Annotated in this window: 24 protein-coding genes; 11 read left to right on the top strand and 13 right to left on the bottom strand. The window is 47.2% G+C overall.

Going from position 1 to position 21,363, the window contains the following annotated elements; genetic code table 11:
• Positions 1-32 precede the first annotated feature (32 nt).
• Positions 33-725 (top strand): hypothetical protein, encoded by a 693-nt coding sequence (locus tag PBN151_RS00490; protein WP_021254481.1) that lies wholly within the window; start codon positions 33-35, stop codon positions 723-725.
• A 101-nt stretch (positions 726-826) separates the two neighbouring features.
• A complete protein-coding gene (locus PBN151_RS32210; protein WP_021254482.1) occupies positions 827-961 on the top strand; it encodes a hypothetical protein in 135 nt (44 codons plus the stop codon).
• Between the two features lie 86 nt (positions 962-1,047).
• On the opposite strand, the gene PBN151_RS00485 is transcribed toward PBN151_RS32210, so the two are convergent.
• Positions 1,048-1,302: a helix-turn-helix domain-containing protein gene (locus tag PBN151_RS00485; protein WP_072727235.1), complete on the bottom strand. Its 255-nt coding sequence runs from the start codon at positions 1,300-1,302 to the stop codon at positions 1,048-1,050.
• Positions 1,303-1,483: 181 nt separating this feature from the next.
• Here PBN151_RS00485 and selD point away from each other — a divergent pair, with 181 nt between their 5' ends.
• Positions 1,484-2,554 carry a selenide, water dikinase SelD gene (gene selD / locus PBN151_RS00480; protein ID WP_072727234.1) on the top strand — a complete coding sequence of 357 codons (1,071 nt, stop codon included), beginning with the start codon at positions 1,484-1,486 and terminating at the stop codon, positions 2,552-2,554.
• Positions 2,555-2,690: 136 nt separating this feature from the next.
• Here selD and ytxJ read toward each other — a convergent pair whose 3' ends face one another.
• Positions 2,691-3,065, bottom strand: a complete 375-nt coding sequence (gene ytxJ, locus PBN151_RS00475) for a bacillithiol system redox-active protein YtxJ (RefSeq protein ID WP_072727233.1) — start codon at positions 3,063-3,065, stop codon at positions 2,691-2,693.
• A 157-nt stretch (positions 3,066-3,222) separates the two neighbouring features.
• Between ytxJ and PBN151_RS00470 the strand changes: the two genes are divergently transcribed.
• Positions 3,223-3,570, top strand: a complete 348-nt coding sequence (locus PBN151_RS00470) for a DUF1360 domain-containing protein (RefSeq protein WP_072727232.1) — start codon at positions 3,223-3,225, stop codon at positions 3,568-3,570.
• Positions 3,571-3,731: 161 nt separating this feature from the next.
• On the opposite strand, the gene PBN151_RS00465 is transcribed toward PBN151_RS00470, so the two are convergent.
• Positions 3,732-4,715, bottom strand: a complete 984-nt coding sequence (locus PBN151_RS00465; RefSeq protein WP_072727231.1) for a CgeB family protein — start codon at positions 4,713-4,715, stop codon at positions 3,732-3,734.
• Positions 4,716-4,796: 81 nt separating this feature from the next.
• The gene (locus PBN151_RS00460) at positions 4,797-5,459 is read right to left on the bottom strand and encodes a BMQ_0737 family morphogenetic spore coat protein (protein WP_072727230.1); all 663 of its coding nucleotides are present in this window, start codon (positions 5,457-5,459) and stop codon (positions 4,797-4,799) included.
• A gap of 107 nt (positions 5,460-5,566) precedes the next feature.
• On the opposite strand from PBN151_RS00460, the gene PBN151_RS00455 reads away from it, so the two are divergent.
• From PBN151_RS00455 to PBN151_RS00445, 3 genes are read left to right on the top strand one after another with little or no spacing between them, the layout of a single operon-like run.
• The gene (locus PBN151_RS00455; RefSeq protein WP_072727229.1) at positions 5,567-6,862 is read left to right on the top strand and encodes a hypothetical protein; all 1,296 of its coding nucleotides are present in this window, start codon (positions 5,567-5,569) and stop codon (positions 6,860-6,862) included.
• Between the two features lie 35 nt (positions 6,863-6,897).
• Positions 6,898-8,523 carry a hypothetical protein gene (locus tag PBN151_RS00450; RefSeq protein ID WP_072727228.1) on the top strand — a complete coding sequence of 542 codons (1,626 nt, stop codon included), beginning with the start codon at positions 6,898-6,900 and terminating at the stop codon, positions 8,521-8,523.
• Entirely contained in the window at positions 8,495-8,950 is a 456-nt protein-coding gene (locus tag PBN151_RS00445) for a M67 family metallopeptidase (protein ID WP_072727227.1), read from the top strand. Before PBN151_RS00450 ends, PBN151_RS00445 begins: the two co-directional genes overlap by 29 nt.
• A 75-nt stretch (positions 8,951-9,025) precedes the next feature.
• Here PBN151_RS00445 and PBN151_RS00440 read toward each other — a convergent pair whose 3' ends face one another.
• The 3 genes from PBN151_RS00440 to PBN151_RS00430 form a co-directional block, all read right to left on the bottom strand.
• The gene (locus PBN151_RS00440; RefSeq protein WP_072727226.1) at positions 9,026-9,661 is read right to left on the bottom strand and encodes a hypothetical protein; all 636 of its coding nucleotides are present in this window, start codon (positions 9,659-9,661) and stop codon (positions 9,026-9,028) included.
• Positions 9,662-9,827: 166 nt separating this feature from the next.
• The gene (locus tag PBN151_RS00435; protein WP_072727225.1) at positions 9,828-10,322 is read right to left on the bottom strand and encodes a hypothetical protein; all 495 of its coding nucleotides are present in this window, start codon (positions 10,320-10,322) and stop codon (positions 9,828-9,830) included.
• 13 nt (positions 10,323-10,335) lie between these two features.
• Positions 10,336-11,658, bottom strand: a complete 1,323-nt coding sequence (locus tag PBN151_RS00430; RefSeq protein ID WP_072727224.1) for a hypothetical protein — start codon at positions 11,656-11,658, stop codon at positions 10,336-10,338.
• Positions 11,659-11,832: 174 nt separating this feature from the next.
• Between PBN151_RS00430 and PBN151_RS00425 the strand changes: the two genes are divergently transcribed.
• Positions 11,833-12,531: a class I SAM-dependent methyltransferase gene (locus PBN151_RS00425; protein WP_021254493.1), complete on the top strand. Its 699-nt coding sequence runs from the start codon at positions 11,833-11,835 to the stop codon at positions 12,529-12,531.
• A gap of 69 nt (positions 12,532-12,600) precedes the next feature.
• On the opposite strand, the gene PBN151_RS00420 is transcribed toward PBN151_RS00425, so the two are convergent.
• The 3 genes from PBN151_RS00420 to PBN151_RS00410 are packed head-to-tail and all read right to left on the bottom strand — an operon-like array spanning position 12,601 to position 14,459.
• Complete coding sequence (locus PBN151_RS00420; RefSeq protein ID WP_072727223.1) at positions 12,601-13,299, bottom strand: class I SAM-dependent methyltransferase; 699 nt, start codon at positions 13,297-13,299, stop codon at positions 12,601-12,603.
• Between the two features lie 18 nt (positions 13,300-13,317).
• A complete protein-coding gene (locus tag PBN151_RS00415; protein WP_072727222.1) occupies positions 13,318-13,866 on the bottom strand; it encodes a CatB-related O-acetyltransferase in 549 nt (182 codons plus the stop codon).
• A 23-nt stretch (positions 13,867-13,889) separates the two neighbouring features.
• The gene (locus tag PBN151_RS00410) at positions 13,890-14,459 is read right to left on the bottom strand and encodes a class I SAM-dependent methyltransferase (RefSeq protein WP_072727221.1); all 570 of its coding nucleotides are present in this window, start codon (positions 14,457-14,459) and stop codon (positions 13,890-13,892) included.
• Between the two features lie 197 nt (positions 14,460-14,656).
• Between PBN151_RS00410 and PBN151_RS00405 the strand changes: the two genes are divergently transcribed.
• The 3 genes from PBN151_RS00405 to PBN151_RS00395 are packed head-to-tail and all read left to right on the top strand — an operon-like array spanning position 14,657 to position 18,383.
• The gene (locus tag PBN151_RS00405) at positions 14,657-17,032 is read left to right on the top strand and encodes a DUF4214 domain-containing protein (RefSeq protein WP_083544741.1); all 2,376 of its coding nucleotides are present in this window, start codon (positions 14,657-14,659) and stop codon (positions 17,030-17,032) included.
• Positions 17,033-17,079: 47 nt separating this feature from the next.
• Positions 17,080-17,730: a glycosyltransferase family 2 protein gene (locus PBN151_RS00400; RefSeq protein WP_072727220.1), complete on the top strand. Its 651-nt coding sequence runs from the start codon at positions 17,080-17,082 to the stop codon at positions 17,728-17,730.
• A 20-nt stretch (positions 17,731-17,750) separates the two neighbouring features.
• Positions 17,751-18,383 (top strand): DUF1796 family putative cysteine peptidase, encoded by a 633-nt coding sequence (locus tag PBN151_RS00395; protein ID WP_227774237.1) that lies wholly within the window; start codon positions 17,751-17,753, stop codon positions 18,381-18,383.
• A gap of 62 nt (positions 18,384-18,445) precedes the next feature.
• Here PBN151_RS00395 and PBN151_RS00390 read toward each other — a convergent pair whose 3' ends face one another.
• The 3 genes from PBN151_RS00390 to PBN151_RS00380 are packed head-to-tail and all read right to left on the bottom strand — an operon-like array spanning position 18,446 to position 21,361.
• The gene (locus PBN151_RS00390) at positions 18,446-19,486 is read right to left on the bottom strand and encodes a glycosyltransferase family 4 protein (RefSeq protein ID WP_072727218.1); all 1,041 of its coding nucleotides are present in this window, start codon (positions 19,484-19,486) and stop codon (positions 18,446-18,448) included.
• Positions 19,483-20,241 (bottom strand): glycosyltransferase family 2 protein, encoded by a 759-nt coding sequence (locus PBN151_RS00385; protein ID WP_072727217.1) that lies wholly within the window; start codon positions 20,239-20,241, stop codon positions 19,483-19,485. Before PBN151_RS00385 ends, PBN151_RS00390 begins: the two co-directional genes overlap by 4 nt.
• 19 nt (positions 20,242-20,260) lie before the next feature.
• Positions 20,261-21,361, bottom strand: coding sequence for a glycosyltransferase (locus PBN151_RS00380; RefSeq protein WP_072727216.1), 1,101 nt, complete (start codon positions 21,359-21,361; stop codon positions 20,261-20,263).
• Positions 21,362-21,363 lie beyond the last annotated feature (2 nt).

The following is a 21,363-nucleotide window of genomic DNA, read 5'->3' as shown; positions in this document are numbered from 1 at the left end:
AATAATCCAAATATGAAGGGAGTTTCTAAAACATGAAACAAATTCGTACATGGAAAATTGTTCTTGCTTGTGCTATGGTATTTAATGTATTTGCACTTTCGGCAGGTGCAGAAGCAGCTCCTAATGCTGCCATTTCTTTGTCGTCACAAGTGTCTGTGCATGATGTTGTGCCGTCTGAGTATTTTGCTAAATACGCTGGAAAGTACAAGTCTTACGAAGAAGCAGCAAACGCAGCAGGATTTGCGGTAAGCCAGGTATCGCAGACAAGGCAAGGAGTGCTTTCTGACACAGTCGCAAATTATGTCAAAATCAATACGGTCGATGAATATGCTGCTCTGTTAAATTATTACAATGAATTCTCTTCTGCAAAAAATACTGCCACAACAAGTATTTCAAGCGAATTTGCTACCATGGCTGACGGCGATTACACAATTAAACATGAGAAAACGTGGAATGACAACAAGATTTCATGGATGAAAGCATATGTTATTGCAACATATAATAAAGACAGAAAAATTATTGGCACTCCAACTACTGATAGTGGTTTGTACGGATTCCATCCTGGAAATTCATGGGAGCATAAAAGTTCGAGATCAAGTGTTAACGTCAACAGTCAGCGAACTGGTGGAAGTGCTACAATTGTCGGAGAGTTATCTTTGTACATCATTATTGACGGCATTGGAAGAGTGGCAACCAAAGAGCTTGAGTGCTACATGAGCTTCTAAATCTAAAATATCTTGAATATCTGGTTATTACTGTAAATTAAATAACGGGCAACTCATAATGTTGTCCGTTATTTAATATATTTAATGTAGGAGGTGTCCTTATGAATGAGCAGAACGATAACAAAAAAAAATCAAGGAAGAAAGTTATCATCGGTGCCATAATAGCTATTGTTGTCATTTCGGTTGTTATTGGTATAGTTACATATGTCAACAGTACAAGTTCATTTTCTTCGTAAGCAGTCGATAGATAACACAAGGTAATTTAAATGACCATGGAATTATAGCTTTGGCGCTTAACAGGCCAAAGTTATTTTTATTATAATCAAGCCAATATTTTATAGGTGATATCCAATGCTGTTGCCAATGGTTCTAAAGTTGAGAACTCGGGTCGTTTTATTTCACTGCTTACTATTCTCGATATCGTACTTTTGTTAATGTCTGATAATTTCGAGAATGACGTAATTATTATAATCGATGCACATCTAGTGTCTTGGATGAGTTCTCCGATTATTTTTATGATCGCTGCTGCCTGTAATATCAGCGCTCCTCCCAACAAATTAATATATTTTGGTTGCACATCTCATTCATCATTGGCCAAATGGACAGCTTTTGCTTTGCTAGCGAATGGACGAATTTACAGAACCAGCTTTTGCGTCCGTATGGACGATCGCATTGTGCGGATATGTTACAATAAAAGAGTTATGTATGATACGCACGAAATGGAAGAAATTCGCCTTATGCGATGGGAGGATAAAGTGATGGATCAACAACAATCAACGGTTCGATTAACAACCTTGTCAAGCAAAGGAGGATGCGGCTGCAAAATAGGGCCGTCCGATCTGTCTCAAGTATTGCGCATGTTACCGCAGACAGAGAAGCATCCGGATTTACTCGTAGGATTGGATACAAGCGATGATGCGGGTGTGTATCGGCTGAATGACGACATGGCATTAGTGCAAACGGTTGATTTCTTTACGCCGATTGTCGATGATGCTTATTCGTTCGGTCAAGTTGCCGCTGCGAATGCACTTAGCGATATTTACGCAATGGGAGGCAAGCCGCTCACGGTATTGAATATTGTGGCCTTCCCGATTTCGAAGCTGGACAAGTCCATCTTGGCAGACATTTTGCGCGGAGCGGGAGATAAAGTGAAGGAAGCGGGAGCAACACTCGTTGGCGGTCATTCCATTGATGACGCGGAACCGAAGTTCGGCATGGCCGTAACGGGCATCATTCATCCGGACAAGGTTCTGACGAATGCGGGGGCTAAACCTGGCGACAAGCTGGTGTTGACGAAGCCGATTGGTGTCGGCATCATGACAACTTCCTTGAAGCGTGAGCTGCTTCAGCCAGAAGAAATTGAGCTGGTAACACGGACGATGACGACACTCAATAAGACGGCAGCTGAAGTAATGGCCGGATACGAGATCCACGCATGTACCGATGTTACGGGATTCGGCTTGCTCGGCCATAGTACAGAGATGGCAGCAGGCAGCGAGGCAGGACTTGTTATTCACGCGGAGAACGTACCATTCTTGCCACGCGTTCGTGAACTGGCTGAGAACGGTGCTGTACCGGGCGGAACGAAGAATAACTATAATCATGTGAAGGATCAAGTTGTATTCGACGAGCGACTTGATGAGATTGCACAGTGGATGCTGTGTGATGCAGTCACATCAGGTGGACTGCTCTTGTCTGTTGCAGCTAGCGATGCGGAAGCGATGATTCATGAGATGCAAGCTCGTGGTGTAGAAGCGGTGTGCATCGGTGAAGTGGTGGCCGCGCATCCAGGTAAGATTCATGTAGTGGGCAGCTTCGTCGGTAGATAACAACAATCAGAGTTAAATAGAGAATACGTGTACCAAATACCGCCAGGAGAAGAGGAGAGGTTATCCTCCATTCCTGGCGGTATTTTGATGTAAGCAAGTGAATTCGGCAAGGCGCCAACGGAAATGGCAACTTACTTTAGAGCGAAGGATTCTGCTGTAGAAAGTGCTGTGCAAGCTGTGACAGCTGTACAGAGTTAATCTGCTGATGAGACGAATTCCATACGACTTTCTGCTTGTAAACAAGCAGAATTTGCGGGGATTTATGAGGAGTCTGCAATAATTCGGCTACTTTGCCTGAGAGAGCCTTCTCTTCGAGGACACGAACGACAGCATAGGAGAAGCGGGAAGATAAATGCGGATAACGGTTCATAAATTGGTTCAGCGCGAGGTGAGCTACTCTGCTCGAGCCGCAGTTTGTATTGTGTTTATAGAGCCACAACGGTCGTTCATCTGTCTGTTGAATCAAGCTGATAAGATGATCCTCGGTAGCGATGATGGGGAGTGCCTGCATATATCTTCTTCCTCCTTCTGATTTTTGTTCCCGCTGCAAGGAAGGGTGGCGCTATGTAATGTCCAAGGCAGTAGTAGGGAACAGTTCTATCCTTGTCAAGAAGTCCATACAATGAAACTGATCGAATGAGTGATACAAGCGGCTAAGGGGGACTGCTATGCATAACATAACCTGGTTGTCATTGACGTTGCTTATTTTGGCGAGCTATCGCCTAACTAGACTCATCGTATTCGATGAAATTACTTCTTTCATTCGCAAACCTTTTGTAGAGGAGCGGTATCATACGGATGAGAATGGAGCTATATTTGCAGTGATCGAAGAAAAAGGCGGCCGTTTTCATGCCTTTATGCGCAAACTGCTCACCTGTTATTGGTGCACGGGAGTATGGTCTGCCGCATTTATCACGGCTTGTTACCTTCTCATCCCCACCTATGCATTTCCGGTTATCCTTCTGCTTGCTATTGCAGGTGCGGCCGGGATTATGGAGTCATTTGTCAAAGGGTAATCGCACCCTCTTCTATATGCTAGGTTTCTATCCACGGGCTTGTTGCACATTTCCTCGTCTATCAGGCTGTTGTCTCTCAAGATTTCGGAAGACGCATCATAAGATATAGCAGAGCTGATAGGAAGTTCAGAACTTGCGAATCGAAGTGGAGAACTAGTTATCTATAGCTCCCGCACTCTACTCAACAAATGCTCTAGACGCTTCGCAAACGTATGCTCTGCCCGAGTTCGTTCATAGCCTTGAGAGGCGATGGAGCTCCGCTTGGCATCTTCGTAGAGGTACGTGTGAATAAGCTCAGCACATTCCTTCGGCGACTCGAAGCATAGCAATTCCTCGCCTGGTTCATAGAACATATGAAGATCTGGGCGATAATCAATGATCTGTGCACGCCGGCATGCCGCAATATCGAAGGTGCGATTGTTAATGGTGTGACCGGGAGCACCTGTCTTATTTTTATCAATTAACGTATCATCCTCACTGCGGTGAATATTCAGCACAAACTTGGCACCGTTGTAATAACGAGGCGTCTCAGAGAAGTTGACCCACTTGGTTCGCAGGTGAGGGATACAACCACCCGACCAATTGACGGTGTCCCAGAAATGTCCGACAAGCTTCACATGTAAGCCAGGATCAAGCTCCTTCAGCATTTGCTGCATCATACGCAGTCGGTTATCGTACCCAGTGCCGATGAAACAGACGTCGCTCTCATAAGAAGGATGAGCGTTGAAGGGACGGAAGATATCAATGTCTGTTCCGAGCGGCAAGTGGTGAACTCGCTTGCAGCCGTGGCGCTCATAGTAAGGGACACAACCAGAATCAATGGTAAAGATGATATCGTATTCGGCCGCTACTTGCAGCGCATTGTCGATGGCATAGGGATCATCAACGAACCATACGCCAATCGGAATGCCCATCCTCCGTATGCTGCGAACCAGATCAACAGGCAGAAAAGAGCGCGGACCGCAAATGGTCAAGACGAAATCAGGCCTGAATTCGCGGATATCGGGAAGAAGCTGCTGAATTGGTGCACGATTCAACAGAAATATTTTGCTCTCATGACACTGGCCGTACAGAGCCTTCATGAGCGCATTATCGAGGATATCAATTGGCCTCCGATAACCGGAAGCGATATAGTATAGCCGCATTAGCCCCTCCTCGTTCCTGTCATCGAGAGAATAAAAAAGGGGATGGTTTTAGCCACCACCCCAAGCCGATCAGCATTTTGATTATGATGGGAACGGATAAGGTGCACCAGGGAAGATAGTAGGACATTGTTTCGGGAATGTGACAACACAAGCGTTTTCAGGGACTGGAATCACTGCACGCGGTTGGCACAGCTCAGCTTCAACAACTAACTTGACATTCGCTTTTACCTGAATGCTTTGGCAAATCACGATGTCCACGTTGACACAAGAGTTGTCGACAATATCGAGAACTTCAATCGTTGATGTGTTCGGAACGATTTCGCAATCAATTGTAGTTCCCGGAGGCGCACACAACAGAACTTTCTCGAAGCGTACAAAGGTTTTTGTAAATGTGCAATGTACTACGTTAGGGACGACTGTAGTATCAATGATCGTGACTTCAAACGTTCCTGTTTTCTTAATGACAACACGTTGTAGAGTAACTGGTGTGCCACCAACAGTAACCACTACATTTTCTCTAATAGAACCGACTTTCTCTCCGCAGCTTACTGTCAGTAACGTTGCTTGAGCGCTGAATGTAGCCGGCAATGGCAAGCACAGAGCTGGATCAATGCATGCTTCATCAACAATTTGCGTCGTTAACAACACCCAATCGAATACTTTAGGAACCTCTATACATTCCAAAGAGGGTAGTGGCAAATATTCGGGGGGCGTTGTTTGCCCTTGAACTAACTTGCTCTCCATGAATGTTTCCTGCCTCCTTTATAGAATCTGAATTCAAATTCAATACAGTCTATGGGGGCGATCTAGAAAAGGTGACACCCCCATAAAATAATTTGGAGGGGATCGCAGTGAGGCAAGAAGTTTGCTTATATTCCTCAGAAGGCGTGCATTGGGTAGAACTTCAATCCGATGGGTCGCTGCTTCATTCCTTATACCGCGGAGTTGAACAGGTGAAGCAGCACCTATGGAGGTTCAGCAGTACCGTGAAGCAGTTCAGCGCCATTCTGCTTCATGGCCATTTACATATGTTGATGGCCTATGAATCGGGTATCTATTATGCACGTTGCAGCGTGAATGCGCGTGCAGATGAAAAGCAAGAATTGCGAATAAGCAGGCATCCCAGCTCATCGAATCCGTATCTCTTTAACCTTGGCAGAACCCTCTATTTCGGCTTCACTACAATACTGAACAAGAAGTTTACGTATGTGCTTCGACAGGTTGAGCAGGGGAGGTGGCGAGAGAGGGCTTTTTCCTATGTTCACGAAGATTATGGCGTCAATGTACATATTGAACAAGCAAGCTGCGATATAAGTGAATCAGGGACTCTTTATGGGCTGTTCCTGATTCGACATGGAGATACGAATCGACAGCAGCTGATGCTGCTCGAGCTCGATATGGAATCAGAGGAGGCAAAATGGCAACACGTCTTCTCTTCTGCGCAAGCAGGGCAGAATTGGAGCATTACAATATCCGCGGCGAGGGAAGGAGATCCATATCTCGCGTGGGTCGTACACAACGGAGTCACAGCTACGGTATATTGTGCGCGAGGCATACAAGTTACGAATTCCTGTACCCCATTGAAAGTGTTTTTTCAGAATCAATCCTCCGTTCCTCGACTTACTATTGCAGGAGAACATGGTCTGTTTCTCTCGATTACAGGTTCCTCATGGTTAGCCTGTGCATATTCAAGCAACGGAGGCAGGGACTGGGGATCCTTTATGGAAGTACCGTTCGTCCGGGAATCGAGGCTTCGCATCATCCAAGGGGTTCGTTGTTCTGAACAGGCTCATGTGCCTGTCCCGCTTCTTGGCATCGGGTACCCATGCTTCCGACCGATCGAACTCATTGATTTGTTCCATCCATTCTTGACCATGAATACAATGGGTCCTTCTATACAGGATGATGTATTGCTGCATTATGCCAAGCTGCAGTTAGGCGTACTGCATGAATTTGCATCTGGGCGAATTGCTGCATGGCAAGAAGAGATGATGCTGCTTGAAGAACGTCTGCTGCAAGAGGAGCATGAGATGCAGCGATTGGAATCATTTATCGAAGAGATGGAGCGGGAGCAGGTTCGCGTATTGGAGCAGTTGCATGCCGTTGGTTCCAATTTGGCACCATTCGGAATTCGCCTCATACAATGACGTTAGTCAGTACATACAGGAGGGAGGGGCATGGAATGCACATTCGATTGAATGGCAAGCCATTATGCAAGATTGCGGAGACGCGGTTAGTTGATGTATACCAGCTGCTGGGCAAGTACTCGTTCACATTTCATCTGGACAAACGACAAGGCATGCTCGATATTATGAACCCGCTTGAAGGGTGCCGAGTTGTACTAGAGAGCAAGATGACGGAGATTGTGGATCGGTTGTGGTACCCGATACAGTCCACGCTGTCCCAAGCCGGATTGAGAGTCACGATTGTGGATTCAGAGGATACGCGCAAGCAGCTGTTAAGCGAATCGAATCATCAGCGGCAGGGGATATGGATATCAGCAGTACCGGATGATGCAATGGAGGTAAGTGTTCATTATTATTTCCATCATCGCAAACAGAGCAAACAGTTGGCCCAATTACTTATTATGAATATGTTGAAGCACGGTGAGCTGCCTATCCGTGGAGCGAGCTTGAATTGGAAGGATCGGTCGAATTATCAGTTATCGCTGACAGGGCAATCTTGGACTTCAGTGGCGCTCACATACGGCGGATTCCTGCGATTGTCTACGGAACAGCTCGTGCAGCTCGGCAATGGAATCACTCGTGCAGCTGCCTCCTACTTCTCGTATCTTCCGATTCTAGATGTCATTGAGAAGCTTCGAGCGATGGATAATGGCGAAGGAGCTGAATTGGATAGGAAGAAGGAAATAAGTCCCGTTACTACTGAGGTGCGGCACGCTGAAGACGTTGCATCGCGGGAGGAAGAGGCGACGGCTCCGCATGTGCAGACTTCATTCATGGATGCCTCCAATTTGCATCAGTCTGTAGAAACTTCACGCAGGGATGAACTGGAACCGCACGAACATTCGCAGCAGCGGGGGGATAAAGAGTCGCGGCTTGCTCAAGAAGTGCGTTCCGCTTATGAGGGTTCAGGGACAGATACCATTGAGCACAGTGAAGAACGAGTAAGTGTGCATGAGCTTGAGCATGGGGATGAGTTGAATGAGCAAGTGTATTGGCAAAAGTATAAGGATAATGAGGAACCCGCAGGAGACGATTGGCAGGAAGAGGATGTTGAAGAAGCTGTAGATATCGTTGAGGAGAGCCTTAATGACACCGGTTATGATGACGATATGTTCGTGAACAGAAGCGTGTTGGTCGCGGAATATGAATGGGAGGATAAAGAGAAAAGTCACGACTCTCCTACGGTGGATGAAGCCGATGAACTGTATAAGGGAGAGCAATCAGATAGCCGGTCGATCGGGGGTAAGGAGCAAGGGTCAGGGATATCACTAGGTGGCAGATGGAGACACAATCAGAAGGCTGGCGAGATGTCCAATCCTCTCCATGAGAAAGGGGCAAACCGTGAACTGCAAACTGAGTCGGAGGAGTTGAATGTCGGAGAGCAGGAACAGGTGGAGGACAGGAAGCGGCAAGCTCCCGCATATTCGACGTTTACATGGCTTCATGCCAATACGGTAAATCGTGCAGACGGAGCAAGCAAGCATTCCGGCTCACTGCTTAGTTATTTGAATCAACAATCATTAACGAGCCATACTCGCATACCGAAAGATCCAGCTCAAGATCTATTGCTCATGCAGAGGGAGCGGGCAAAACGTGAACAATCCTCTACCGACAAATCATAATGCTGTGGGACTACAGCTAACGGAGAACACATATCGAGAGATGGTAGGGCATTGTCTGCAAGAGAAGCCATTGGAAGCTTGTGGACTGCTGTCAGGAAACGCTGGGATTGCCAGCCGCTGCTGGATCATCGATAATATTGACCGCAGTCCAGTATCATTTACGATGGATATGGAGCAACTGGATCATGCACTGAAGCAAATGGAGCGTAGTGGAGAACAGCTCATCGCCGTATTTCACTCTCATCCTGCCTCTGTTCCATACCCGTCCATCTTCGACATTGAGCATGCCGTATATCCGTGCTCGTACATCATTGTATCTTTGTCACGGCTTCGTCCCCGCGTACGCAGTTATCGGATTGAGGGGCGTCAAGCACAGCCAGAATCAATAAGAATCGTAACACAAGGCACGAAGCATGATGCGCTCTAAGGAATCGCATCATGCTTCATGTTGTTTCATTCGTTTCAGCTATTCAACTGGTTTGCTAGAGGCAAGCAGCAGCAATTACAGCAAGGACTGATAAATGTCAGCAATGAAAGATAAGCCAGCTGTGTTGACAGCGCCAGTTGTGAAGTAGTTTGTCACTTGGAATTGGAATACAAACCGTACGCTAAGCGCAAGTGAGATGAGTCCAAGTGATGCTGGAATCGTATAGAAGCGCACATTTTGCCAGTTATATGGATTCGCAACATCTGTAGTTAAGCCAGTAGTTGGATCCAAGGAGCCTCCAATTAATGGTACATTCAGTCCAGGAACTGGGAACAAGCTGATTTGCAATGGGCTGAAAGCTTGAATCGTTGCAACCACAGCATTGTCGGCAAATACAGCCATCGCAATGACAAAGTCAGCGGCAACTCCAATAGTAAGTGGAATTGCTACTGAAGCAGTAGCAAAACCGTGCGTTTCACCCGGAACGAATGTGGGTTGTGACCAGATGAATTCCGGATTCGGAACTGCTGCAAATGGACCGTTATCATTGTCGAATTTTGTTATCTGAGGCCAAATACGCGGTGCATTCCCTACGTTCACTACATTCGGTGCTGCACCTGCGAGTGCTAGAGTCGCAGCAGTTGCGCTTGTAGGAGCAGTAACTACGTTAGTTGTGCTGCTTACGATCCGTTGAATGGGAATAAGAACCATATTAGTAAACCTCCCCTTCATCATATGAGCGAAAGAACCTGCTAGAATTCTTTCTACACTGTTAATGTATGAAAGGGACTCGTCATAAGATTGGATGAATTACTAGATTCATTCGTACAAACTTATGTCAAGATACTCGTCATTCATGTAGTTTAGAATAGACCAATTATGGATGAACAGCAGCTCGGAAGCTGATACTGCTTGGATTCGCGGCAGGGAACTGCTTGCCTCCTGCACATACATAAGCGTGTATGTGGAGCGGGGTGATGAGGTGATCGATATCGCATTCTATATGAATATCTCTTATGTCTGACCAGATTCGTGGGGGGAGCAGAAGAGGCTGGACAGGCTCAATCCGGTACTCCCCGTTTTTGCGTCCGTTCGAGAACCAATCATCCCGATCGAATTTCCAGCCCGTTTGCTGATTGCCTTTCTTATGGAGACCAAACACCAGAGCATGCTGCGGGGGTACAATTTTCCCGCTCACCACTGAGAATCGGCTTGGAGATAGCGTTAGCAAAATATGAGACAACGACACAGGCTGAGCTGAAATATTGCGAAATTTGATATGGGTAATCAAGCAGATTCTGCGCGTCTCCAGATCAACATCGGCTGCAGTTTGCAGGATCACATCAATGGAAGTTTCCGGATTATTCATCATCACAAGCTCCTCCTTAGCGGGGGTTCGATAGTTTGAATACAATGCGTGATAATTGTTCTTTCATGCCGCTTCGAGCGACTATCTTATCTTCTTTCTTCATTAATAATGTATTCTTCTCACTAAGCTCCTGAATGGCAAGGCGCACTTGAACTTCCTCCTGCAAGGCAGCGATTCGTTCTGTCAGTCGGTCCGCTGTGGCTTGCTGCTCCTTCTGGATTTGCTTCAATTGGACAAGTTCCCTCTTTCTTATTCTGCAACATTCTCTCATGTGTACGATAGAAGCGATGACTGCTTCGGCTGAATCGATACTGTGAGTGAGGTCGCGTGTTGCTCGGTATCCCTGCATGACTGCGGGTGCTGCAAATCCGGTGAAGTCGGGCGTTGTTTGCTGGTCAGAAGCAATCCATACGGTAGGGCCATCGCGACCTGGCTGCTTGTCATAGATACATGTCGAGATTGCAGGACACGGAATTGCTGTTGTATATAAGTCGCTCCATTCTTCTTGATGGATGCTGTAATGAATGCGGAACAGCAAGTCTTCTGTTACCCAGCTTAAGCGGTACAAACCATGATCGTATGCACATATGACTTGTGCTGCTAGAGTGGGAGGGATGATTGTTTGGCTATGAGCCGTCATTGTCCATTCCTTTTGCTTATTCCATTCATATGCTGCAAATAAGAGCTTGTTCCCAATGCGCTGAAACTGGAACATTCCAAGTCGCCCTTGTACAGAGTAGAGATCATAGGCTAAGAAATCTTCCCTCGATTCCAGTGGGACAACAGGCAATGAAGTCGAAGGCAGCCATCGACTGGATGCTGTATGGAACGATTGCAAGAGCAGACGTAGTTGCTGATGGGGAGGCGCCGCCGTTATTAATGCAGTGCACAGCCAGATATGATCTTGATGTGCGAATAGACGGAGGGAATGGATCTCTTCGCCATCATATAGGACGTCTGCGGTTGACCAATGAATGCCAGATAACGATACATACTCAATACGGGAACGGTATTGAATCACAGCATGAAGCTGATTGTGGCAATTCGTCAGTTGAATATGCAGGACGTGCTTGAACAGGCCTGCTATTTCGCGCTTGTGCGTCTGAAGTGAATAGGGATTGATTGAGACATGAATGAGCTGGTCATCCCTATTCACATACACGAGATGAACATAATGTGCGTCATCCTGACACACGCCAAACGGACCGGCCGCATCGTGGTATATCACCGGCTTAGGGCATTCAAGGAGACAATGCTCCTGTGGTTCGAATACTAAGCTGCCATCTCTCATCTGCAACGAGGAGAAATGATATCGGTTCGATAACAACATACGCGTCATCGGATTACACCCCCTAGGTTCGCACAAGCTCTTCATTTCAATGTATTCAATCATCTTCACATCTAGGATTGAAATTCTCGCTCGAACATAGCGAGTCCCATTTTGATCGTCTAGGGAAGAATGTTTATACCAAGTTCGTTGAATCGCATATAGTGATATACGGAGGTGAGTAAGGTGCTTGCATTTTGGGAAAAAATTATACTTCCACTTTTGCAATCATTTGGTGTGAAGAGAATCGTAGAGATTGGTGCGGAGCATGGTTTAAATACGAGCAACTTATTGCAGTATTGTCGTGCGGTGAATGGTGAATTATTTGTTATAGATCCAGCACCGAGATTTGATATTCAGCAGTTTAAGATGCATTTCCACAAGGAATTTCATATGCTGCTGGACTATAGTTTAGAGATTCTTCCGCACCTGAAGCAATTTGATTGTATCCTAATTGATGGGGATCATAATTGGTATACCGTATATCATGAACTGAAGTTAGTTGAGATAATGGCTCAGCAGCAGGAACGGTTCCCGCTAGTTTTTCTGCATGACACACAATGGCCGTATGGTAGAAGAGATATGTATTATTTCCCGGAATCGATTCCCGCAGGTTTTGTGCACCCTTATGCGAAGATGGGGATGGTATCAGGTCAATCGCAGCTCGTTCATGGCGCAGGGGCAAACAATTTACTGAATAATGCACTCTATGAAGGAGGAGCTCGCAATGGCGTGTTGACTGCTGTTGAGGACTTCCTGCAGCAGACGCCTTGGTACGTCAGCTATCATCAAGCCTTGTCCAATAGCGGGCTAGGTATTATTGCACCGAAGCACCCATCGATCGATATACATGTCCAAACGATTCTTGCAGCTTCGGGATTATAATAGCATAGGGTGTATTCTAGCCGCAGATAAAAGGAGAATCTGTGGCTAGAGATACATAGAACGGTTGCATTACAGACCGGATTGTTCAATTATTCGGCGTATTTCGCGATTGAAGTAATGATGTGTTTCTGTAATGTCTGGCACAATGATGCCTAGTCCGAACTGGCTGCGTACGCGATGCAGCTGGAGCGGGATTTGGGCTCCCTTCATAAAATCTTCTACTGCAGTCAATACTCCGTTACGATCTCCATTTTCATATGCCGCGTTGTGGACAGAATCATTATGTCCATTGTCTACAAGCTCATTGATTCCTGGCAAGATTCCCTTCTTAGCGCTCGGCTTGCGGAACTCCGCCGGAATTGATTCAGGGAAATAATACATATCTCGCCTGCCATAAGGCCATTCCAGATCATGAAGGAAGATGATCGGGAACTTCTTGATGCGCTCGAATTGCTTCAGTTCGTTGTACACGGTATACCAATTATGATCCCCGTCAATAAACGCGGCATCGCATGTGTGAATGTGCGGTAGGACTTTCAGGCTGTAATCTTGCACGAGAAGGAATTTATGGCCATATAACTGCTTCATTCGTTCAATATCGAACAGGGGAGAGGGATCGATTGCCACTAGCTGACCGTTCTCCATCGGCTTTACATATTCGAGCAAATTAACGGTGTTATATCCTTGGGCACATCCTATTTCTACGATCACTTTCGGCCTTGTCAGCTGAAGAATAGGATGTACGACCTGATTCCAGAAATAAATCACTTCTGTTGCCTCCCATGATCACCACGTTTTGTACGTGCGAATGAAATCCTCGATTCTATTGGAGAGAAGGAGGGGCCAAGCGACTGTGATGTACTCTAGTGGCCAATCCCACCATGCGATACGCTGCAAATCGTCAATGATGGAAGGTGGGAAGCGATAACGAATCACACGAGCCGGGTTGCCGCCGGCAATCGCATAAGCAGGAATGCTCTTCGTAACGATGCTCCTTGCTGCAATGACTGCACCATTTCCAATTGATACTCCAGAGAGAATCAGCGAGTCGAAGCCAATCCATACATCGTGGCCAATCGTAACATCACCCTTTGTTTTGGGATGTCCAAGGAAGCCTGCTGCATTGGGGAATATTGGGTTGAAGGGGTAGGTAGTAACCCAGTCCACATTATGTTCTCCGCCCAGCATGATCGTCGTATTCGAAGCGAAGGAACAGAATTTTCCAATCGTTAATGTTGCTTTCTCACCCCATGTGAGTACGTTAGGGTAGCCGTAGGACCAATCGCCGATTTGGTATTGTTGATAAGCTGGATTTTGGTTCAAAAAGTAGCTCATTGAACTTCCCCTCCCCCGAGCTGTTAATGCTGGTGATAGCTTGCAGCTCTCCACATGTCCAAGTATTGCTGGAGCGAGTTAATCGTCTCGGCAGGTACGGCATTGCCCTTAATGCCGATACCGATGACGGTGTGAGGGAATAGTTCTTCCCCGGCATAGTCGGTTATTACCGTATCGAATGGCTTCAAGATGCTGGCGAATGCTTGGGGTGTGAAGCGCCAATAATCGGCTGGATAATCATGAATTGGGAAATTCATGACCGAGGTAATAATGGCAATGCCATTTGGTTTTAAGATGCGATGAACCTCTTGCATGGCAAGACGGGGATCTTCCACATGCTCAAGCGTATCCAAGGAGATTACAAGCCCTGCCGTCTCCGCAGGGAGGTCGATATGATGAAGATCCAAAATCGCATCTACACCCACACCTGGCCGCATATCACAGCCGACATAAGGTTTGTCAGGGAAGAAGGGGCGCAAATCAGCGAATCCTTCCTGACCTTGCACTTGATACGCTCCAAATTCATATACTGGCACTTCATATGGAAGAATGTCCGAACATATTTTCACCAAATTTTTAACGATTTGTCTCATTTCTTCACTCCTTATTCATGTACCATCACCTAAATCTAGTACTCACTGTATTCAGCGATGATGGAGATGTTGATTAGGCGTACATCCAATTGTTATTTCGCGCCCGTTTCTGTCAAATACACAGGCAAATTGGAACCTGTGCTAATACACTAATGTAAATGACCGTATCATCCGTAATGTGTATGGAGGGATCGAGTTTGAATATCATCCAGACGTTACACCAGATGTTCCGCTTGGAAGAAGAAGCATTTGTGTCGGAGCTATATAGACAGGTGTTAAATAGAGAGCCGGATTATCCAGGATTGAGCCATTTTACTGCACTGCTTCGCGCAGGGCACACGAAGATGACCATTGTTACCCATTTCCTGAAAAGCAAAGAGTTGAAACAGACATTCGCTGGTGAAGTTGCCGTCGACATGGTCGGCACTCCGTTTCGTATCTTTCATCGAATTTATACCTTATTGACAATCGATCCAAACGAATTTCCGCATGAGCTGTACCGAGAGATGCTGTGTAGAGAGGTGGAGGACGGTGCCTTCCGGCACTATTACTTCATGCTGAGACAGGGGAAGCCGCGAATGTCAATCTTAATGGGGATTCTGGTATCGCCGGAATGTCAGATGCTGCTCCATGCCCCACAGGCCCCAAGACATAATGGTCCGGTTGATTTTGAACGATTCGAAATTATGGAATACCCTCCTGCCAAGACGATCGGCAATCGTGCTCCGGCTCCGCCGCTGCGGCGCAAAGTATCAATTGTCATCCTGACATGGAATGGACTGGAACATACGAAGCAATGCATCGCTTCGCTTTCCCCATTGGCTGCGCATGAATTGGTGGATGTTGTGGTGCTGGACAATGGAAGCACGGATGGAAGTGTGGACTATCTTCGAGGTTTGAAGTGGGTTACGTTAATTGAGAGTCCACAAAATATAGGGTTTACGGCTGGAAACAATTTGGCAATTGCTCATTGTGATCTAGACAGTGATATTCTGCTGCTGAATAACGACATTCTGATTACACAGGCAGATTGGCTGGAGCGCTTGCAGGAGACGGCCTTTCAAGCTCCCAATATCGGTGTTGTAGGCTGCAGATTGCGTGGTGAAGACGGGAAGCTTCAGCATGCAGGGACATATATTTTCGAGGATACATGTTGGGGACAACAGATTGGTGGACAACAGACAGATATTCGTCAATATGAAGGTGTACGTGATGTGCAAGGGGTTGTATTTGCGTGTGCCTATATAAAGCGTGAGCTGATTAATCTAATCGGTTCATTGGATACCGCTTATTTTGCATATTTCGAGGACACCGATTATTGCTTGCGGGCATTAGCCGCTGGTTTCCGGGTTGTCTATGATGGAAGAGTAACGCTCGTTCATGCGCAGAACACCTCTACGAAGGTAAACAACATCGATTTCAACCAATTATTCTTGCAGTCGCAGGGCATCTTCCATGGCAAGTGGGGCCACCAGCTTGCAGGAGAGTATCATACACAGCTGAATTGGCATTCGATTGTGAACCTGCCAAGCGGTTATGCGAATTCCTCCCGCAACCTCATGATTGCTCTCGACGAACAGCGTGTGAAGATGCATTATCGCTATGTATACGGCCCTGGAACACCGTTCCATACGAAGGAACCGAATATGAGCGATGATTATCGTGTGAATCTATTTAGCATGCGAAAGAGGAATGAATCAGCACCTGAAGTAGTGTACGGGCAGGGAGATGTGTTCTTCAAAAATGAAGGCAGGTACAAGATCGGCTATACGATGCTGGAAGTAGACGGCCTGCCTGAAGAGTGGGTGCGTCAGTGCAACCGCATGAATGAAGTGTGGGTTCCATCCAGCTTCAATGTAGAAACCTTCCGCAACAGCGGCGTGCATGTTCCGATTCATGTTATCCCATTAGGGGTTGATCCTAACTATTTCAACCCGGATATTCGTGCTTTCCGGTTCTCTGAGAAGTTTACATTCTTAAGTGTATTCGAGTGGGGGGAACGCAAAGCACCGGAAGAAATGCTGCGAACGTTCGCCAATGAATTCGCCTTCGATGATGTGGTGCTTGTCTGCAAAATTACGAACAAAGACCCGGAAGTAAACGTGCGTGCCGAGATTCGCAAGCTGAATCTAAAGCATGCAGAGTCCAAAATCATTATTATCGAAAATCAGACCATTCCTTCTTATTTGCTTGGCAGCTTGTATCGTTCAGCGGATTGCTTCGTGCTGCCTACAAGGGGAGAAGGCTGGGGAATGCCAATACTGGAATCGATGGCTTGCGGCATTCCTGTTATCGCGACGGATTGGAGTGCGCAGCGGGACTTTTTGAACATCCAAACGGGCTTCCCCATTCAAGTGAAGCGATTGATTCCGGCCGTGGCGAAATGTCCGTATTATACAGGATTTCAATGGGCGGAGCCGGATTTTGAGCATCTAGCTCATGTCATGCGTTTTGTGTACGAGAATCAAGAAGTGGTGAAAGAGCGAAGTCTGGCCGTATCCCAGCTTGTGCTGTCGCACTGGACGTGGGAGAACTCGGCGAAGAAAATAGCGGAGCGGATTCGCTATCTATAAAGGTATAAGGAAAGCTTAATGAATTTGTATATGAGGAGTGATCAGCATTGCGTTACGTTGTGGGAATTCCGTACGTGAACCGTAAGGATCTGCTGTATCGGGCTTTGGACAGTATCGAACTGTATTGGAAGCATACTTACGTATTGGATAACTCTCCCGCGCACGATTTGAGATATGATTCTGAATTATCTCGGCGCGTAACCGTATATGAGCCCCCTGTATCGCTGACGTTTACCCAATCTATGAATTGGTTTCAGAGGGTGGCTCTCGATCAGGGGGCCGATTCTGTGTTCTATATGCATAACGATGCGGAGGCTCATTCGGGTACGCCAGAAGCATTTCTAGGAGTGCTTGAGGAGTTGAAGAACAGTGGGCGGAAGTGGGGGCTTGCCTTAACGAACTTCGATGCGCTTGCTGCTTACAATATGGAGGCAGTTAGAGCAGCGGGATCATGGGACACGGTATTCAGCAGTTATTTCGCCGATATAGACTATCATCGCAGGCTTAGGTTGGCAGGATATGATGAAGTGTTCACGGGCTTGCCTGTCGATCATCATGGAAGCTCAACGAGGAAATCGGATGCTCATTACAATTTTATCATTGATACGACTTGGCCCTTGTACGAGCGGTATTATGAGTTGAAGTGGGGCGGCAAAATGGCCGAGGAAACCTATAGGACACCGTTCAACCTTACGTAGTGGAGGAGATTGCCTTGCGATTGTCTGATGTAAAAGGCGTATACGATGCCGTGTACAGTTTGGGGTCGAACTGCTATACGGCTCAACGGCTGGAACGCTATGGCTTGCGGCCGTACAGTGGTGTCGTGGATTGGATGTACTCCAATTGGACACCTGGTGTAAGCTTATTGCTTCGAAATCGCTTTGCCAAGTTCATGCATCCGGATCATTTAGTGGTGGAGAGCATCATTTTTAAACGTCATAATTATTGTATATTAGACCGGGTGTATGGTGTACAATCAGTTCATGATTTTTTGTACACAGAACGTCGGAGAGGGATCGCGTTGAAATATCCGAAATTTATTGAGACGATTCAGCGGAGAATTCATCGATTTCTAGATAAGGCGGAGCATAGCAAGCGTATCTTCTACTTCCGATTTAATGCATCATATGACGAGGCAGCGGAACTGGAAGCAGCATTGGCATCTCTTGTGAAGCATCAATTCAGATTGCTGGTTGTCAATCCCGGAAATGAGCATCGGATCATCGACAAGGAATGGCCGCTTGCGAATACATGCGGATTAGAGCTGCCCATCGGATGGGATGCTGCTTGTGATCAAGTATGGAATGAGGTATTTGCCGGCATTCACTATCAAGTGGGAATAAGGAATTAGGATATGCTGCACATAAAGTAAGCCCCGCTCCGAGGTTCGGAGGGGGCTTATTTCATATGCATTCACTGCTGCAATTGAGGTGTCACGGCGTGAAATACCGTAAGCAGATTATGCATCACACGCGGCCAATTATAGTGTTGTACCGTTGTCATGGCATTCGTTGTGAGATGTGCGGCGAATTGTGGATCGGTTAATATGCGCAGGATCCCTTGTGCAACCCCGGCAACATCTCCTTTGTCTACAAGGATGCAATTCCATTCATTATGGCAGAATTCTTCATTTCCTTCCGCCTTCGTGGTCACGACAGGGGCGCCACAAGCCATAGCCTCCAATATTGGAAGCCCGAAGCCTTCGTGATAGGAGGTTTGGACAAATACTCCGCAGTTGGCATATAAGTAGGCAACATGGTGGTCATCCGGATGAGAGAAATGGCCATGAGGAATGCCGTGCAGATGGGGAGGTTCTACGCCAAAGGTGACCATAGATGCTTGTGGCAGTCTGGAGCACACATCCTTCGCAGCTTGAACCGTAATGTCGAATCCCTTCAAGTGTTGGCTGCGGCGGCTGCAGGCAAGAATACGGAATGGATCATAGTCATGAGTGCGATTCGGCTTATACAGGTCGAAATCAACTGCAATGGAAATGTTGTTTGCATGCTTCTGGAACCGCTCCAGCAATTGTCTGGTCGTCCAATCCGCTATCGTCAGCATATGCACGGGCACACGGTACGTATTGCGAACTCGCTCCTGCATATCATTCCAGTTCGGGTAATAACTCTCCTCAATATCTTGCACCAGATATACCGGCACACCGTTGCCGCCGCGCTTGCGATCGCAGCTATGCCATACGGCAGCAAGCGTCTTCCACCAGGTGGCTACCTTAATACAATTCATTGGCGTCAGCGCACGCATCATGGATGGATAATTGCCGAAGCGCCGTACGGGCACCTTGAGCGGGAACCAAGTAGGCTGCTTATCGAGTGCGAATAATTGTACGTTGACCCCCATATCATGCAGGCGGTTGACCTGCTCGAATACGTTGCGGATGCCGCCAGACAATCCGGTCAGTTCAAGCACATATACGACTTCCAGAGGAGCTGTCATCGGATGATTTTCCCTCCCCATTTCATCCAGAATTTTTTTCGAGCTTCCATTTCTTTTTGTCTCCAATATAGATTCTTGTTCGCTTTTGTCGTACCGCGGGTATACCCTTCCGCATGGATGGCACTAGCCGTTCCGCAATACACGACACGGGAGCCGTGCACCTTAGCGCGATAACAGAGGTCAACATCCTCGAAGGCGATGAAGAATTCCTCGGACAATAGCCCAATCTGGTCGAGGAGCTGCTTGCGTATTAGCATTAATGCACCGGTTACGGCATTCATATCTTCTACGGCTAATGCAGGCTCATAATCAGCTGACTGTCGGCGGTAGCGGTGGTCAAAATGCCCCTTCGCTGTCGGGATAACACCGCCATGCTGTATGGTCATATCAGGATAGAGGAGCCTCGCTCCTACGATGCCGATTGCTGCATCACTGTTCATGGTTGCAACCATATGATGGAGCCACCCGGGCTCGTGGAAGAACACGTCATTGTTGACGAGCAGAATATATTGTCCCTTGGCATGCTGGATGCCAGCGTTGACAGTATGGCTGAATCCATGATTATGAGGCTTTGCAATGAATTGCACCTGGAGCGGAGCAGCCCATCGTGCCAGTTCTTCTTGAATCGCGGCAGGACTGCCATCATCGACAACGATGATCTCGTAGGGCAGCTCATGTACGGTATGGATGAAGCTGTGCACACAATGTTTAACGAGATCGGTGTGATGGATCGTAGGAACAATGACGCTGATCATAGCGTTGCCATCTCCCTTTTTAACGCGCGGCTATTTCCGCCAAGCGATGAAGCATGCGGGCTGCGCTTGCTTGCCATGTGAATTGCTCCTTTACCGTATTTCGGCCGAGGGCAGCCTTAGCTGCTGCTTCTTCCCGGTTCATATATACATGCCTCATCAGCTGTCTTAGATGCATAGCATCTGGAACTGCCCACAGCATTCTGGAATTCGTAGGGTGGGCGGGAGCGAACTTCTGTACGGAGATGAGGTATCCGTTCGCATCGTTGACGAAATCAAGATGAGCTGACCAACGCGTTGTAATGACAGGGAGACCCGAGGCCATTGCCTCCATTACGGTTAAGCTCCATCCTTCTCCACGTGTAGGAAGCACATAGCTGTCTGCACTGTTATAGAGCATAGCTAACTGCTGCTCGCTCCAACTGTGAATCGCTGAGATGAGAATGACAGATGAGCGAGACTTTCCGGCTGTCTTGAAGGCGATAGCGTCAATATAGGCTTGCTGTCTGCCGATCTCCTCTTCAGTGGTTGCACGCGTTTTGATAATGAGACATACATCCTCGGACTCTGCGAACTCTTCAAGGAAGGCGGTAAGTAAGATATCAATGCCTTTGCGGTCATCGAAGGAACAGACGGATAAGAAGGTATAGCTTCGTTGGCCCGGAATAGGGAATGGGGGGTGACCGGGAGCAAACAAGTTCGAATCGATTCCGTAAGGCATGACGTGAATCTTGTGCAGCGGGACTCCAGACCGGTGGAAGGTATCTCGATTGAAGGTGGACGGTACCCATACTTCATCCATATTGCTGCATCTTCGAGACCACATGAACGGGAGACGGCTGCATTCGTACATCGTCATTCCGATTGAGTAATGGCGAATGTCCTTCACAAATTGGATCGCAGGGTAATGCGTAAATACGATATGGGGCTCTGGCAATGGAGTGTGCGATATCGCCTGCAAGGCCGCCTCGATATCGGGGGTCATAGGAACCCTGACTGTTTCGGAATGAACTGGCGTATAGTGAAACTGCACCCCCAGCTTCATCAATTCAAGCACGACATGCCGATTGGCCTTTGCATATCCTGTTGGTTCGTAGATGGTACCGATATTATGAAGAAACATCG

Source organism: Paenibacillus sp. NAIST15-1 (assembly GCF_001894745.1).
Classification (GTDB): domain Bacteria; phylum Bacillota; class Bacilli; order Paenibacillales; family Paenibacillaceae; genus Paenibacillus_B; species Paenibacillus_B suaedae.
This window is presented reverse-complemented; position numbering and strand designations above follow the sequence as displayed.